Annotated in this window: 14 protein-coding genes and 2 pseudogenes; 7 read left to right on the forward strand and 9 right to left on the reverse strand. The window is 69.2% G+C overall.

Annotated features, from left to right (window positions below):
* Positions 1-25 precede the first annotated feature (25 nt).
* Complete coding sequence (locus tag OOK07_RS21935; RefSeq protein WP_266798066.1) at positions 26-832, forward strand: carbon-nitrogen family hydrolase; 807 nt, start codon at positions 26-28, stop codon at positions 830-832.
* On the opposite strand, the gene OOK07_RS21940 is transcribed toward OOK07_RS21935, so the two are convergent.
* From OOK07_RS21940 to OOK07_RS21955, 4 genes and pseudogenes are all read right to left on the reverse strand, one after another.
* Positions 812-2,452: a transposase gene (locus tag OOK07_RS21940; protein WP_266798067.1), complete on the reverse strand. Its 1,641-nt coding sequence runs from the start codon at positions 2,450-2,452 to the stop codon at positions 812-814. The two genes, OOK07_RS21935 and OOK07_RS21940, sit on opposite strands and share 21 nt — an antisense overlap.
* Positions 2,445-3,023: an IS607 family transposase gene (locus OOK07_RS21945; RefSeq protein WP_266798068.1), complete on the reverse strand. Its 579-nt coding sequence runs from the start codon at positions 3,021-3,023 to the stop codon at positions 2,445-2,447. Before OOK07_RS21945 ends, OOK07_RS21940 begins: the two co-directional genes overlap by 8 nt.
* A 107-nt stretch (positions 3,024-3,130) precedes the next feature.
* Positions 3,131-3,625: an LURP-one-related/scramblase family protein gene (locus tag OOK07_RS21950; protein WP_266682478.1), complete on the reverse strand. Its 495-nt coding sequence runs from the start codon at positions 3,623-3,625 to the stop codon at positions 3,131-3,133.
* Positions 3,622-3,795, reverse strand: a pseudogene (locus OOK07_RS21955) (AraC family transcriptional regulator); the annotation flags it as partial. The gene OOK07_RS21950 and the pseudogene OOK07_RS21955, both read right to left, overlap by 4 nt.
* A 25-nt stretch (positions 3,796-3,820) precedes the next feature.
* Between OOK07_RS21955 and OOK07_RS21960 the strand changes: the two are divergent.
* Both OOK07_RS21960 and OOK07_RS21965 read left to right on the forward strand, forming a co-directional pair.
* Positions 3,821-4,057: pseudogene (locus tag OOK07_RS21960) on the forward strand (calcium-binding protein); the annotation flags it as partial.
* Positions 4,006-4,314, forward strand: coding sequence for a calcium-binding protein (locus tag OOK07_RS21965; protein ID WP_266802000.1), 309 nt, complete (start codon positions 4,006-4,008; stop codon positions 4,312-4,314). The pseudogene OOK07_RS21960 and the gene OOK07_RS21965, both read left to right, overlap by 52 nt.
* A gap of 129 nt (positions 4,315-4,443) precedes the next feature.
* Here the strand turns inward: OOK07_RS21965 and OOK07_RS21970 are convergent, their stop codons facing one another.
* From OOK07_RS21970 to OOK07_RS21980, 3 genes are all read right to left on the reverse strand, one after another.
* Positions 4,444-4,692, reverse strand: coding sequence for a DUF6458 family protein (locus OOK07_RS21970; RefSeq protein WP_108010566.1), 249 nt, complete (start codon positions 4,690-4,692; stop codon positions 4,444-4,446).
* A gap of 174 nt (positions 4,693-4,866) precedes the next feature.
* Positions 4,867-6,159: a M18 family aminopeptidase gene (locus tag OOK07_RS21975; RefSeq protein WP_266682480.1), complete on the reverse strand. Its 1,293-nt coding sequence runs from the start codon at positions 6,157-6,159 to the stop codon at positions 4,867-4,869.
* A gap of 120 nt (positions 6,160-6,279) precedes the next feature.
* Positions 6,280-8,121, reverse strand: a complete 1,842-nt coding sequence (locus OOK07_RS21980; protein WP_266682481.1) for an acyl-CoA dehydrogenase — start codon at positions 8,119-8,121, stop codon at positions 6,280-6,282.
* Positions 8,122-8,270: 149 nt separating this feature from the next.
* On the opposite strand from OOK07_RS21980, the gene OOK07_RS21985 reads away from it, so the two are divergent.
* The 3 genes from OOK07_RS21985 (at position 8,271) to OOK07_RS21995 (ending at position 11,000) form a co-directional block, all read left to right on the forward strand.
* Positions 8,271-8,738 (forward strand): SseB family protein, encoded by a 468-nt coding sequence (locus OOK07_RS21985; RefSeq protein WP_266682482.1) that lies wholly within the window; start codon positions 8,271-8,273, stop codon positions 8,736-8,738.
* A gap of 136 nt (positions 8,739-8,874) precedes the next feature.
* The gene (locus OOK07_RS21990; RefSeq protein ID WP_266682483.1) at positions 8,875-9,846 is read left to right on the forward strand and encodes a pirin family protein; all 972 of its coding nucleotides are present in this window, start codon (positions 8,875-8,877) and stop codon (positions 9,844-9,846) included.
* An 86-nt stretch (positions 9,847-9,932) separates the two neighbouring features.
* Entirely contained in the window at positions 9,933-11,000 is a 1,068-nt protein-coding gene (locus tag OOK07_RS21995) for an AI-2E family transporter (protein ID WP_266798072.1), read from the forward strand.
* Here OOK07_RS21995 and OOK07_RS22000 read toward each other — a convergent pair.
* The gene (locus OOK07_RS22000; RefSeq protein WP_266798074.1) at positions 10,949-13,129 is read right to left on the reverse strand and encodes a SpoIIE family protein phosphatase; all 2,181 of its coding nucleotides are present in this window, start codon (positions 13,127-13,129) and stop codon (positions 10,949-10,951) included. The two genes, OOK07_RS21995 and OOK07_RS22000, sit on opposite strands and share 52 nt — an antisense overlap.
* A 143-nt stretch (positions 13,130-13,272) precedes the next feature.
* Here OOK07_RS22000 and aspS point away from each other — a divergent pair, with 143 nt between their 5' ends.
* Positions 13,273-15,036 (forward strand): aspartate--tRNA ligase, encoded by a 1,764-nt coding sequence (gene aspS / locus OOK07_RS22005; protein WP_266798075.1) that lies wholly within the window; start codon positions 13,273-13,275, stop codon positions 15,034-15,036.
* A 111-nt stretch (positions 15,037-15,147) separates the two neighbouring features.
* On the opposite strand, the gene OOK07_RS22010 is transcribed toward aspS, so the two are convergent.
* A complete protein-coding gene (locus OOK07_RS22010; RefSeq protein ID WP_266682487.1) occupies positions 15,148-15,624 on the reverse strand; it encodes a hypothetical protein in 477 nt (158 codons plus the stop codon).
* Between the last annotated feature and the right edge of the window lie 56 nt (positions 15,625-15,680).

A 15,680-nucleotide genomic window follows, 5' to 3' on the forward strand; every position in this document is an offset into this window, starting at 1 on the left:
GCTCGAATGCCAGGACGGTGGTAGTGTGCGCGCCTCTCTCATCCAGATCGCCGTAGAAGAGGGCGAATCGGTCGAATCGCGCCGACGGCGGGTGGCTTCGCTGGTACGGGAACAGGCCGGGGCCGATCTGGTCGTGCTGCCGGAGCTGTGGACGACGGGCGCCTTCGCCTACCAGGAGTTCGGCAGCGAGGCCGAACCGCTCGAAGGGCCGACGTACGAGGCGATGGCCAAGGCCGCGAGCGATGCGGGCGTGTGGCTGCACGCGGGCTCGATCCCCGAGCGTGACCCTGAGGGCCCCCTCTACAACACCTCCCTCGTCTTCTCCCCCTCCGGCGATCTCGCCGCCGCCTACCGCAAGATCCACCGCTTCGGCTTCGACAAGGGCGAGGCCGTGCTGATGGGGGCGGGGCGCGAACTGGTGACCGTCCGTCTGCCCGAGACGACCCTCGGCCTCGCCACCTGCTATGACCTCCGCTTCCCCGAACTCTTCCGTGGTCTCGTCGACGCCGGCGCCGCGACCTTTGTCGTCCCGGCGGGCTGGCCGGAGCGCCGCCGGGCGCACTGGACGCTGCTGGCCCAGGCGCGGGCGGTCGAGAACCAGGCGTTCGTGCTTGCCTGTGGAACGGCCGGGACACATGCGGGAGTTCCACAGGCGGGTCACTCGATCGTGGTGGATCCGTGGGGCGAGGTGCTCGCTCAGGCAGGGACGGGCGAGGAGATCCTCACCGTGGACTTCGACCCGGCGAAGGTCGCGGCCACGCGGGAGCAGTTCCCGGCCCTGAAGGACCGCGTGCTGGGACTGGAACCGTTCCTAAACAGTGTCCAGGAGTGACATCTGATGCCAGCTCCCGGAACTGCGCGCATCCCGAACGGTGTTGGATGCGCTGGGTTCCCGCGTTCGCTGGGCCCCGATTCGGCGACGTGCATCGTGTGCACGCTCCGTGACGGGTGGGCGGGTTCCCTCACGCCCTCGTGCGCCTGGTCCGGCCTGGGCGGTCCGATGCCCACGACGATCGCTCTGGTCGTCGTGGGGCGGTGCCGTCCGTCGCCGGATCGAGTGCCCGAGGGCGCGTCGCCCGATCGCGATACCTGCGGCATCGTGTCGGGACATCTTTCGCTTGCTGCTGGTCAGTGGCTTGCGCCAGTGCTCGTCGCCCCACATCGACGTGTACGCGGGGTCCACGGCGACGATCGACAGGCCGTGTTCGGCGGCCATGGAGACGAGACGGGCTTTGAGCTTGCCGGTGGGGATGCCGGAGATGAGCTGCCGGAAACGCTTCTTCCGGCCGTGCTTCTCGCGGGTCTTGTCGGCGGTGAAGTCCAGGTTCTCCAGACCGATGGCGGACGCGCCGCACCGGTCGGCCCAGCGCAGCAGTTGGCTGATGGCGTGTCTGATCTGCGCGTCGCGGTGGTCGGCCGAGCCCGACAGGTCGTAGAAGAACCGGCGCGGGTTGCCGACCGGATTGCCGTGGTGGTCGAGGCGGTAGGCGGCGAAATGATCGGCGTTGGTATCCACGCCGACCATCCCGGCGGCCCGTGCCGTCTCCAGCGGGATTGTCCTGACCGGCGGGAGCGTCCACGACGCGGTGAGGTACCAGCGGCCCCGGGCCACGTCCAGGTGGATACGGTAGGCCACGGCCCGGTTCGCTTCGATACGGTCGCGCCACTCGGTGGCTCGGTGCGCGAACTCGACCTTGGAGGCGAGGACGTACCGGCCGTGCCCGGCGTTGGCCAGGTGCGCCAGCGGTGTGGGCAGCTTGATGCTGACCTCGCCGTCCGGGGTGACGCGGATCGTCTCGTTCCCGTACCGCTTGCCGGACTCGCCGTCAGCGGCGAGGAACCAGCGTTCCGCCTCCCACCGCTGCCGCCACTCAGCCTCGGTGAGCTGCGCGGCGTCCAGGTTGTGACGGTTGTTGATCAGACGCCTGCCGCCGCGCACGACGTGCACGACACCCGCCTCCTGCTCAGCACGCGCAACGTCCAGGCGGTGTTCCAGCACATGCAGGCGGCGCGACTTGCAAAACCACTCGCCCTTGGAGCGGTAGCCGCCCGGGGCGCGCTTGGTTCCCTTCTCGCCGATGGGCTGGGACAGGCGGTGCATGAGGGTGCGGACAGCGGCCTCAAGCCCTTGGATGTGGGCGAGCCGGCAGCGCCGGGACAGTGCCCACTGGTCGTGGGTGGCCTTGGTGAGCGCACCGGCCCACCGGGACGACGACTTCGCGGTCAGGCCCTGCTTGCGGGCGGCCCAGGTGTCGTTGTTGTGGTCCAGACCGTCAGCACACCGGGCTTTGAGGTCCAGGGAGGCGAGTCGTCCGAGGTGTTCGCCGACCAGGCGCAACACCTTGTCGTCCACGTCGGTGGGGTGCCCCAGGCGGTCGCGAATCGCCACCCCGGACGGGCCCAGCGCGACGAAAGGGTCCTCGATCTTCCGGAGTTTCTTCTTCTCAGCCATCGGCAGCCGCCGCCTCAAGGGCCTTGCGGGCCCGGTTCTTCGCCGAGCGTCGCCCGTACAGGCGAGCACAGAACGAGGTCAGCACCTCCACCATGTCCCGCACCAGGTCGTCTTCCACTTCACCGTCATCAAGGACGACGAGACGACGACCCGATGCGGACAAGGCCGCTTCGACCAGTTCGACGTTCATCCGGCCAAGCCGGTCCTTGTGCTCCACCACCACGGTGGTCACCTTCGGGTCTGCCAGTAGCCGCTTCGCCTTGGAACGGAAGCCGTTCATACCCGAGGCGATCTCGGACTCGATCCGCACGACCCGGTGACCGGCCTGAGCGGCCCACACCGACAAGCGTGCGGCCTGACGCTCCAGGTCGGGCTTCTGATCGTGCGAGGAGACGCGGGCGTACAAGCCCACACCACCGGTCACGTCGGGTGAGGTGTTCGCTTCGATGTTCACCAGGATCGTGCGCGGCCCCACCCGGCGCGCGGGCACCGGCAAGGTGCCCTCATGAAACCAGCGATATGCCGTATGCGGGTTCACCCCCTGCGCCCGCGCCCACTCCGTCAGGTTCATATGCTGATAACGCCACCACTCCCTCATGGTTACGCACACTCAACAACCTTTCGCGGCCAGCAGTTGGCAACCCCCACGCCGCTAGGGCAGGATCCAAACGACAGGTCCTAGTCGTCCTCCCGTTCCTTCTCCGCCAGGTGGATCACGCACACCGCCACCGCGACCAGCAGCGCCGGGTCCGCGTCATCCCGTACGACGTCGACGCCGTACGTCTCCCGGACATGCAGCCGGCGCCGGGAGATGACGGCCAGCAGCTCACCGTCGTACTCGACGGCGAACTCCCGGTCGAGGATCTTGCCGCTGACGTCGAGCTCGGTGCCGTCGACCAGGGAGACCCGGTAGTGGTTGCGCAGCAGCGACAGACGCTTGCGCTTGATGCGGGCGAGGGCGTCGCCGTCCCGTTCGATCACCATGGTGTCGCGCAGGGCGAGCATCTTCTGGTGGATGTCGATAAGGACACGCCCCTGCGTGTCCTTCAGCTCGAAGGTGTCCCTGAGGCGCATGGCCTTGCCATCGACGAGGAACACCTTGTTGCCGTGCTCGTCCTCGATCCAGTAGTCGTCACCGAAGCCGAGGAGCCGGTCGCGTACGAGGAATCTCATGCCGTTACCGCTTCCCCGGCGGCCGGTCCGAAACGCCGCCGGTAGGCCGACGGGCTGAGTCCGGTCTCGCGCCGCACGCGCGCGCGTAGGTTCGCCGCGCTCCCGAGGCCGCTCCTCGCCGCCACCACGTCCAGCCGCTCCTCGCCGCGCTCGGTCACCCGCGTGGACAGCCAGGACCCGTACGCCGCCCTGGTCATGAGCCTCGGCGACGGCAACGACACGGTCGTCCACAAGAACGACACGGACCAGGTCTACTCCTACTCCGAGATCTCGCTGGGGGCCGGCAACGACAGGGCGACCGGCTCCGGCCGCCTCGACGGCGCCTACGTACCGGGCGACGCGGGCAACGACACCCTCACCGTGGGCGCGGAGGGACTCGCCTGGGGCGGCGCCGGCAACGACACGATCACCGCGAGCGGAGGCGACAACATCGTGCAGGGCGGCGCGGGCGACGACGTGCTGCACGGCGGCTCGGCGCCCAGACCCTTTCGGGCGACGACGGCAAGGACCGCGTCTACGGCGGAGCCGGCGACGACACGCTGTACGGGGGCAAGGGCGACGACATCCTGTACGGCAACGCGGGCAGCGATGTCGTGTACGGCAACAGCGGCAATGACACGCTGTACGGCGGCCCCGGCACCGACAGGCTCTCCGGTGGCCCCGGCCGCAACGTGGTCCACCAGAACTGAACGTCCGCGCCCCTCAGGCCGGTAGGCCGGGGCGGCTGGGCAGGACCGGGGGCGTGCCCGTCCGCCTCACGGCGGAGGGGACGGGCCGCCTCCTGTTGGTGCCGGCTTTGCGTTCGCCGGGATGGACGCTCAGACGCCGTAGCCGTCGCTGTAGCCGTCCCGGTGGTGGTGTCGTTCCTCCTCGACGACCGGCGTCGTGGGCGGCACCACCACGCGCCGACGGCGGGCGATGCCGCTGAAGGTGCTGACGCCGATCAGCCCGACGATCATGAGGATGATCCCGACCAGGTCGAGATTGACCCCCTTCATGTGCCAGTCGGTCGCGAACGTGAGGATGGCTCCCGCGGCGATGAGGATGATGCATCCGCCGAGGCCCATGCGCGTCGCCTCCCTGTCCGGTCCGGTCTCTCCGGTCTCTCCGGCCTTCCCGGTCGTCCGGTCAACTGCGGGTACCCGCCCGGCCCGTGCTCATGCGGGGGCGATCGCTCACGTCACAAAACAGGCGGAACCACACGTCACAGAACGCACATCTCACAGCCGCACGTCACGGAACTACCCCTGCAGAAAGGCCACCAGGGCGTTCGCCAGCAGATGCGGGTCGTCCACGCCGCACAACTCCCGTGCGCTGTGCATCGAGAGGATCGCGACGCCGATGTCGACCGTCTTGATGCCGTGCCGGGCCGCGGTGATCGGGCCGATCGTGGTGCCGCAGGGCATGGAGTTGTTGGAGACGAAGGACTGGAAGGGAACGTTCGCCCTCTCGCAGGCCGCGGCGAACACCGCGCGTCCCGAACCGTCGGTGGCGTAGCGGTTGTTGACGTTGACCTTGAGGATCGGGCCGCCGTTGACGCGGGGGTGGTGCGTCGGGTCGTGGCGCTCCGCGTAGTTGGGGTGCACCGCGTGGCCCGTGTCCGAGGAGAGACAGACCGTGCCCGCGAAGGCTCTCGCCCGGTCCTCGAAGGACCCTCCGCGCGCGAACACCGAGCGCTCCAGCACACTGCCGAGCAGCGGCCCGTCCGCGCCCGTGTCCGACTGCGAGCCGTTCTCCTCGTGGTCGAACGCGGCCAGTACGGGGATGTAGGCCGGGTCGGCGCCCGAGACCGCCGTGAGTGCCGCCACGCCGGCGTGGACCGACAGCAGGTTGTCCATGCGCGGACCCGCGAGCAGTTCCTTGTCCCGGCCCAGATGGGCCGGCGGCTCCACTGAGTGCGTCATCAGGTCCCAGCCCGTGACCTCGCCCGCCGCCAGCCCCGCGGTCTCCTCCAGGAAGGCGATCAGGTCCCCGTCGCGCACATCGCCGCCCAGCCCCCAGATCGGTTGCAGATGGCGCTGCTTGTCGAGCTTGAGGCCCTCCGTCGACACCGAACGGTCCAGGTGGATCGCGAGCTGGGGGACGCGCAGCAGCGGCCGGTCGACGTTCACCAGACGCGTGGAGCCGTCCCGCAGGGTCAGCCGGCCGGCCAGGCCCAGGTCGCGGTCGAGCCAGGAGTTGAGCAGGGGGCCGCCGTAGACCTCCACGGCCACCTGGCGCCAGCCGTGCGCGCCGGTGTCCGGCTGCGGCTTGACCCGCAGGTTCGGGGAGTCGGTGTGCGCGCCGACGATGCGGAACGGCGTGTGGGGCGCCGCGCCCTCCGGGACGTACCAGGCCACGATCGCGCCGCCACGCAGTACGTACTTGCCGCCGCTCGTCCCGTCCCAGGCGTCCGTCTCCGCGACCTGCCTGAAGCCTGCCTTCTCCAGCCGCTCGGCGGCACTCGCCACCGCGTGGTACGGCGACGGACTGGCCGTCAGGAAGGACATGAGGTCGTCGGTGTGGCCGCGGTCGAAGCGGGGGGGTTCGCTCATGGGTTCACCTTAACGACGTACGAGGGCCCACTCCTCGTGAAGGGGAGCGGGCCCTCGTGAGGGCGATGTGGAGTTTTGGCTACCCAGAACCAGGGAGCTCGGAACCCGGAACCGGAGAGGCTAGAACGCGGCCTCGTCGAGCTCCATCAGGTCCAGGTCGACGCCCTCGGCGAGCTTGCGGGCACCGGTGACACCCGGCAGGACGTTGGCCGCGAAGAACTTCGCCGCCGCGATCTTGCCCGTGTAGAACGCCGCATCCTTGGAGGACACAGCCTTCGCGGACGCCGTCTCCAGCTTCTCGGCGGCGATCGCGGCACCCTTGAGCAGCAGGTAGCCGACGACCACGTCACCGGAGGCCAGCAGCAGGCGGCTGGTGTTCAGGCCCACCTTGTAGATGTTCTTGACGTCCTGCTCGGTGGCCGCGAGGTCGGTCAGCATCAGACCGACGATGGCCTCCAGCTCGACGGCGGCCTTCGCGAGGTGCTCGCGGGCGCCCGCCAGCTCCTCGCCGCCCGTGCCCAGCGCCAGGAACTTCTTGATGTCCTCGGCAAGGGAGTTGAGGGCAGCGCCCTGGTTGCGGACGATCTTCCGGAAGAAGAAGTCCTGGCCCTGGATGGCCGTCGTGCCCTCGTACAGGGTGTCGATCTTGGCGTCGCGGATGTACTGCTCGATCGGGTACTCCTGCAGGAAGCCGGAGCCGCCGAAGGTCTGCAGCGACTGGGCGAGCAGCTCGTAGCCCTTCTCGGAGCCGTAGCCCTTGACGATCGGCAGGAGCAGGTCGTTCAGCGCCTCCAGCGCGGAGATGTCCTCGCCGGCCGCCTCCTTGACCTGGATCTCGTCCTGGAGGGAGGCCGTGTAGAGCACCAGCGCACGCATGCCCTCCGCGTACGCCTTCTGCGTCATCAGCGAGCGGCGTACGTCCGGGTGGTGCGTGATGGTGACCTTGGGCGCGCTCTTGTCCATGAAGTTCGCCAGGTCGGGGCCCTGGACGCGCTCCTTGGCGTACTCCAGCGCGTTCAGGTAGCCCGTCGACAGCGTGGAGATCGCCTTCGTGCCGACCATCATCCGCGCGAACTCGATGATGCGGAACATCTGGCGAATGCCGTCGTGCTTGTCGCCGATCAGCCAGCCCTTGGCGGGGTGCTGGTCGCCGAAGGTCATCTCACAGGTGTTGGACGCCTTGAGGCCCATCTTGTGCTCGACGTTCGTCGCGTACACGCCGTTGCGCTCGCCCAGCTCGCCGGTCTCGAAGTCGAAGAGGTACTTCGGGACGAGGAAGAGGGACAGGCCCTTGGTGCCGGGGCCGTTGCCCTCCGGGCGGGCGAGGACGTAGTGGAGGATGTTCTCCTCCATGTCGTGCTCACCGGACGTGATGAACCGCTTCACGCCCTCGATGTGCCAGGAGCCGTCCTCCTGCTGGACCGCCTTGGTACGGCCGGCGCCGACGTCGGAGCCCGCGTCGGGCTCGGTCAGCACCATGGTCGAACCCCAGGTCCGCTCCACGGCGATCTGCGCGATCTTCTTCTGTACGTCGTTGCCCTCGTCGAAGAGGATCCCGGCGAACGCCGGGCCGGAGGCGTACATCCACACGGCCGGGTTCGAGCCGAGCAGCAGCTCCGCGTACGCCCAGATCAGGGAGCGCGGGGAAGTGGTGCCGCCGATCTCCTCGGGCAGGCCCAGACGCCAGTACTCGGAGTCCATGAAGGCCTTGTAGCTCTTCTTGAAGGAGGCCGGAACCGGGGCGGTGTTCGTCTCCGGGTCGAAGACCGGCGGGTTGCGGTCCGCGTCCGCGAAGGACTCCGCCAGCTCGTTCTCCGCGAGCCGGGTCAGCTCCTCGAGGATGCTTTTGGCGGTCTCGGTGTCCATCTCCTCGAACGGGCCGGTGCCGTACAGCTTGTCCCGCCCCAGGACTTCGAAGAGGTTGAACTCGATGTCGCGCAGATTCGACTTGTAGTGCCCCATGGCGACGGCTCCGTTAAAGAGATCGGCGAGGCACCGGGTGTAGCTCCTCGCGCTAGTTCACGTACCAACAAGTAGCTACGATGATGCTACCCGTCGGTAATAAGAAGCAACCCCGAACCGGTCATCTGTGACTCAGTACTCTTGCGCCCATGTACGGCTACGACCAGAACGCGGGTGCGGGTGCCCAGCAGCAGTACGCCCAGCCGCAGCAGGGCCCGGGCGGTTACGGGCAGCAGCAGCCGCTGTATCCCGAGCCGTCCCCACCGTCCCTCGCGGACGCGGTGCGGGCCTTCACCACCGGCCAGCTGTCCGCGGAGGACTTCCAGCAGGTCTTCGCGACCTCGAAGGTCTACTGCCCGCGCGGTGACAACCCCGGTTTCCTCGCCCTGCACAACACCCAGCAGCCGGTGATCCCGATGTTCACCTCGCTCAAAGAGCTGCGCCGGTACGCGGGCAAGGAGTCCAAGTACTTCGTGATCACGGGAGCCGAGGTCATCGACCTCCTGCCCACCGGCTACGGTTTCGTCCTCGACATGGAGGGCGAGCACCGCATGGTCTTCGACGCGAAGGCCGTGGAGCAGATGGTCGAGTTCGCGATGCGCAGGATGTACGGCTGACAGCCGCGGGCGCGGCTGACGTCCACCGCCCCGTCGTACCCGACGCCCGGAGGGAATGTCCTCCGGGCTTTCTCTGTTGGGGCTGGCAGAAAGTTCAATGCTCAACTAAAGTGGTCGTACACAAGGAGGTACCGACATGCCTGCAGTGACCGTCGAGAACCCGCTGACGCTGCCGCGTGTGACCGCGTCGGCCGATGCCGTGGCACGTCCCGTACTGGCCGTCACGACCGCGCCGAGCGGTTTCGAGGGCGAGGGTTTCCCGGTGCGCCGTGCGTTTGCCGGGATCAACTACAAGCACCTCGACCCGTTCATCATGATGGATCAGATGGGCGAGGTGGAGTACGCGCCGGGCGAGCCCAAAGGCACCCCCTGGCACCCGCACCGCGGCTTCGAGACCGTCACGTACATCATCGACGGGATCTTCGACCACCAGGACTCGCAGGGCGGTGGCGGCACCATCACCAACGGCGACACCCAGTGGATGACGGCGGGCTCGGGCCTGCTGCACATCGAGGCGCCGCCGGAGTCCCTCGTCATGTCCGGCGGGCTCTTCCACGGCCTGCAGCTGTGGGTGAACCTCCCGGCCAGGGACAAGATGATGGCCCCGCGCTACCAGGACATCCGCGGCGGCAACGTCCAGCTGCTGACGACCCCGGACGGCGGCGCGCTCCTGCGCGTCATCGCCGGTGAGCTGGACGGTCACCAGGGCCCCGGCATCACGCACACGCCGATCACGATGATCCACGCGACGCTGGCGCCGGGCGCGGAGATCACCCTGCCGTGGCGCGAGGACTTCAACGGGCTCGCGTATGTGCTGGCGGGGCGCGGTGCGGTGGGTTCCGAGCGGCGTCCGGTCCAGATGGGCCAGACCGCCGTGTTCGGCGCGGGCTCCGCGCTGACCGTCCGCGCGGACGAGAAGCAGGACTCCAACACGCCGGACCTGGAGGTCGTGCTCCTGGGCGGGCAGCCGATCCGTGAGCCGATGGCCCACTACGGCCCGTTCGTCATGAACACCCGCGAGGAACTCCAGCAGGCCTTCGACGACTTCCAGAAGGGCCGGCTGGGGACGATCCCCGCGGTGCACGGGATGACCGAGGGCGGCCTGTAGGACCGCCGGCGACGCACCGCCGGTATCTCACCCGGCTGGGTCGTTCGCGCAGGACAGCGCATGCACGCGCGTGATCCGCTGGACGGGTGCAGCTCCTTCCCGACCCCGTCCGGCGGTTCGCCGCCTGGTGCGCCGTCGTGCTGCTCGGGGCAGCAGTGGTCTACGTAGGGGTCCTGCTGTGCTCCGCGTTCCGTACGGCCGTGGTGCCGGTGCTGCTCGCCCTGCTCGGGACCGCCCTGCTGGGGCCCCTGCACCGGCGGCTCGTGAAGGCCAGGGTCAATCGGTCCGTCGCCGCCGGGCTCACCTGCGTGGCGGTCGTGGCCGTCGTCGGTGGGGCCGTGTACATCGTCGTCGCCGCGCTCATCGACACCGGTGACGAGATCGTCGCCTCGCTGAAGGAGGCGGCCCAGGGGGTCGCCGACCACTTCGGGGCCGCGGGGACCTCGCTGGACGACGTCGCCACGAACGCGAAGGATCTGCTCACCAAGTTCGGCGGGACGGCCGCGTCCAACGTCATCAGCGGGGTCAGTGTCGTGGGCGAGAGCATCGCGATGGCCGTGCTGGCGCTGTTCCTCGTCTTCTTCTTCCTGCGGGACTCGCACAAAGCCGGCGGCCTGGTCCGGGAGATCGCTCCGGGGCGGAGCGGCGAGACGCTTGAGGCCATGGCCCGACGGGCCTTCGAGGCCGTCGAGGGGTTCATGCGCGGTACCACCTTCATCGCGCTCATCGACGCCGTCTGCATCACCGTGGGGCTGCTGGTCCTGGGTGTGCCGGGGGCCGTGGGGCTGGGCGCGCTCGTGTTCGTCGGCGCCTTCATCCCCTACCTCGGCGCCTTCCTCTCCGGTGCCGTCGCCGTACTGGTCGCGCTCGCCGACCGCGGGTTCGTCATCGCGCTGTGGGCGCTCGGGGTCGTCCTCGCGGTGCAGGTGCTGGAGGGGCATGTGCTCACGCCGGTGATCCAGAGCCGGACCGCGCAGATGCACCCGGCGGTGGTGATGGTGGCGATCACGGCGGGGGCGTCCGTGGCGGGGATCCTCGGCATGCTGCTCGCCGTACCCCTCACCGCGGCCGCCTTCGCCGTCGTACACGAACTGCGGGCGCGCTACCCCGGGCCCGAGCCGTCCGGGGACTCGGCCGGGTCCTCGGACTCGTAGAGCTCGAACCAGATGCTTTTGCCCTCGCCCTGGGGGTCCACGCCCCAGGCGTCCGCGAGCAGCTCGATGAGGATCAACCCTCGGCCGGAGGAGGCCAGTTCGCCGGGGCGGCGCTTGTGCGGGAGGGCGTCGCTGGTGTCGGTGACCTGGATCCGCATCCGGCGGCTCCCGGGTTCGCCCCGCACCTCAGCCAGCAGCAGCGCGTCGGCGTCGGTGTGCACGAGGACGTTGGTGAGCATCTCGGAGACCAGCAGCACCGCCGAGTCGACCTGGTCGGGCGAGGGCCAGTCGTGGAGCAGCTCGCGCAGCTGCTGACGGGCCACCGCCACCCGCTCCGGTTCCGCCTGTGCGACGGAGAGCATGGTGCGGCGCACCGGCGGCGGCAGGAACAGTGCCTCGCCATGGCCCTCTTCCGGCCGGCTCAGCAGCAGTACGGCTATGTCGTCCTCGCGCCGGTCGGCGAGCGGGCCGGTCGTGTGGTGCGAGGAGGGACCGTGCACGCCCTGCACCAGAGCGTCCGCCAGCTCCTCCAGATCGCCCTTGTGCTCCTCCAGGATCGTGCGGATCCGCTGCCAGCCGCTCTCCAGGTCGTGGCCGCCGGTCTCGATCAGACCGTCGGTGCAGACCAGCATGGTCTCGCCGGGTTCGAGGATGATCCGGGTGGTCGGGTAGTCGGCGTCCGGGTCGATGCCGAGAGGCAGGCCGCCCGCCGTCGGACGGGCCATCACCGTGCCGTCCGCCATACGGATGGCCGGGTCGGGGTGCCCGGCCCGGGCGATGTCGAGAATGCCGGTCGCCGGATCGGCCTCGACGTAGAGACAGGTCGCGAAGCGCAGGTCCGCGTGGGCGTCGTCCTCGGGAACGCCGGGCTGAGTGGCGCCGTCCGTCATGCCGTGCAGGAAGCGGGAGGCACGGGAGAGCACCGCGTCGGGGCGGTGGCCCTCGGAGGCGTAGGCGCGCAGGGCGATGCGGAGCTGGCCCATCAGCCCGGCCGCCCGGACGTCATGGCCCTGGACGTCGCCGATGACCAGGGCGATACGGCCTCCCCCAGAGGGGGTGCCCCCAGGCAGCGGGATCATGTCGTACCAGTCGCCGCCGACCTGGAGCCCGCCCCCGGTGGGGACGTAGCGGGCGGTGACGCTCATGCCCGGTATCTGGGGGCCGAGCGTCGGCATCATCGAGCGCTGCAGGCCGTCCGTGAGCGCGCGCTCGGTCTCGGCGACACCGGCGCGGGACAGCGCCTGGGCGAGCATGCGGGCGACCGTCGTCAGCACCGACCGCTCGTCGGGGTTGAAGGTGACGGGGTAGGCGAAGGCCGCCATCCAGGCGCCCATGGTGCGGCCGGCCACGGTCAGCGGCAGAAAGGCCCAGGAGTGGCGGCCGAAGGACGAGGCGAGCGGCCAGGTGACCGGGTAGCGGGATCTGTACTGCTCCGGGGTGGAGATGTAGACGGCGCGGCCGGTGCGGACCACCTCGGCGGCCGGGTAGTCCGTGTCCAGGGACATGTGGGAGAAGGGGCCGTCGTCGGACTGGGCCCCGTGGTGGCCGGTGATCGTCAGCCGGTCGCCCTCGACGCCGAACACCGCGAGCCCGTCCGGGCTGAACCCCGGCATCGACAGGCCCGCCGCGACCCGCAGCACCTCCTCCGTGGACCGTGCCTCGGCCAGCGCCCGTCCCGCGTCCAGCAGGAACGCCTCCCTGGACCGCCGCCAGTCGCCGGTGACGGCGCTGCGTCCGGCCGGGGTGCCGGGGGTCGGCTCGGTCACCTCCTGGAGGGTGCCGATCAGCTGGAAGGACTTCTTGCCGGGGCCGAAAGAGGGTTTGGAACGGGAGCGGACGACGCGGATCACCCGTCCCTGCTCGTCCATGATCCGGATCCGCACCTCGGCCAGCGTGCCCTCGGTGACGGCCAGCCCGACGACGGCGATGATCTCGTTCCAGTCGACAGGGTGGAGACGGGCCCTTGCACGGGCTTCCGTGAGGGTCGTCTGGACGGCGGGCAGACCGAGAAGCCGGGCGGCCTCGGCATCGACCGTGACCAGTTCCGTGGCGGTGTCCCAGTGCCACAGGCCGGTCGCGAGGGCGGCGAGAACCTCCCCCACGGCGGGCAGAGGCTCACCAGTGCGCATTGCCCTACTTTATGGAGAGGTGATCGAGGAGTGCCACCGATTGCCCCGTCTTAATGGTGGGGAGCCGATCTCGGGGTGCCCGGTACGCTGGGGTTGTTTCACGTGAAACGTACCCCCGATCCGCGAAGGCTGGATGAACGACGATGCATCGGTACAGGTCCCACACCTGCGGCGAGCTCCGCGCCTCTGACGTCGGCACCGACGTCCGGCTGAGTGGCTGGCTGCACAATCGGCGCGACCTGGGCGGCATCCTCTTCATCGATCTGCGTGATCACTACGGCATCACGCAGCTCGTCGCCCGCCCGGGCACCCCGGCCTACGAGGCTCTCGACAAGGTCACCAAGGAGTCGACGGTCCGCGTCGACGGCAACGTCGTCTCCCGGGGCGCCGACAACGTCAACCCGGACCTGCCGACCGGTGAGATCGAGGTCGAGGTCGGCGAGGTCGAGCTGCTCGGCGCCGCCGCCCCGCTCCCCTTCACGATCAACACCGAGGACGGGGTGAACGAGGAGCGCCGGCTGGAGTACCGCTTCCTCGACCTGCGCCGCGAGCGCATGCACCGCAACATCCTGCTGCGCACGTCGGTCATCTCGGCGATCCGGCACAAGATGACGGCGCTGGGCTTCAACGAGATGGCGACGCCGATCCTGTCGGCGACCTCCCCCGAGGGTGCCCGCGACTTCGTGGTCCCCTCCCGGCTGAACCCGGGCAGGTTCTACGCCCTGCCGCAGGCGCCGCAGCAGTTCAAGCAGCTGCTGATGATCTCCGGCTTCGACCGCTACTTCCAGATCGCGCCCTGCTTCCGTGACGAGGACGCCCGCGCGGACCGTTCGCCGGGCGAGTTCTACCAGCTCGACGTCGAGATGAGCTTCGTCGAGCAGGAAGACGTCTTCCGGCCGATCGAGCGGCTCATGACCGAGCTGTTCGAGGAGTTCGGCGGGGGCCGCCACGTCACCTCGCCGTTCCCGCGGATCCCGTTCCGTGAGGCGATGCTGAAGTACGGCTCCGACAAGCCGGACCTGCGGGCCCAGCTGGAACTCGTCGACATCACCGACGTCTTCGACGGCTCGGAGTTCAAGGCGTTCGCGGGCAAGCACGTGCGGGCCCTGGCGGTGCCGGGGGTCCAGGACCAGCCCCGTAAGTTCTTCGACCAGCTCGGCGACTTCGCTGTCTCGCTGGGCGCGAAGGGTCTGGCCTGGGTGCGCGTCACCGAGGACGGGTCCCTCACCGGCCCGATCGCCAAGTTCCTCACCGAGGAGAACGTCGCCGAGCTGACCAAGCGCCTGTCGCTGGCCGCCGGCCACGCCGTGTTCTTCGGCGCGGGCGAGTTCGACGAGGTCTCGAAGATCATGGGCGCGGTGCGGGTCGAGGCCGCCAAGCGTGCCGGGCACTTCGAGGAGGGCGTCTTCCGGTTCTGCTGGATCGTCGACTTCCCGATGTACGAGAAGGACGAGGAGACCGGCGCGATCGACTTCTCGCACAACCCCTTCTCGATGCCGCAGGGCGGTCTGGAGGCCCTGGAGACCCAGGACCCGCTGGACATCCTGGGCTGGCAGTACGACATCGTCTGCAACGGCGTCGAGCTGTCCTCCGGCGCGATCCGGAACCACGAGCCCGACATCATGCTCAAGGCCTTCGAGATCGCGGGCTACGACCGTGAAACCGTCGAGGACAAGTTCGCCGGCATGCTGCGCGCCTTCCGCTTCGGCGCCCCGCCGCACGGCGGCATCGCCCCCGGCGTCGACCGCATCGTGATGCTGCTCGCCGACGAGCCGAACATCCGCGAGACCATCGCCTTCCCGCTCAACGGCAACGCCCAGGACCTGATGATGGGTGCGCCGACGGAACTGGAGGAGGCGCGGCTGAAGGAACTGCACCTCTCGGTGCGCAAGCCGCAGCCGAAGTAGTCGCAGACCGAGGCACAGACCTCAGGCGGATACGAAGGGCTCGAAACCGGCGTCGGTTTCGAGCCCTTTTCCCTGGGCCGAGGACGACCGTGAACGGGGCGGCCGTGCCGGTCAGGTGTCGTAGGTGCCGTCCCAGGGTTCGCCGAACGCGAGGCGGTCGGGGTAGAGCTCGGCCCAGCTCTCCCCGTCGTCCTCGCGGATCACCAGGCCGAACTGCACGTCGTCGACGGTCAGTTGGAACGGCCGTATCGCGATGTCCGTGTAGGAGCGGCGGGGCAGGCTGCGCAGGAGTTTCGCCAGGTGGACGCGGGCGCGCTGCTTGACCGACCCGTCTCCGTCCGGATTGCGCATCTGTTCGGCCCAGGTGCCGGCACACCAGATCTCCGAGTCGCGGTAGCGGCCCTCGGGGTCGAAGGTGTGCAGCACCGCGTAGAGACGTTTGTGCTCTTCCCAGCCGTGGTCGAGACGGAATCCCCGCGGGAAGGCATACGTGATCGACGCCAGGAACTGCCCGTCCGCGTACCGGCCGATGGACTCGGTCCGGTGCCTGGGCACGTAGGCGATCGGGACGACTTCGGGTACTGCCATGGCGGAACAATACGGTGCCCGGAAAGCTGTTCCGCCTTCCGAGCCCCGTTTATCAC

It is taken from the genome of Streptomyces sp. NBC_00078 (genome assembly GCF_026343335.1).
Classification (GTDB): domain Bacteria; phylum Actinomycetota; class Actinomycetes; order Streptomycetales; family Streptomycetaceae; genus Streptomyces.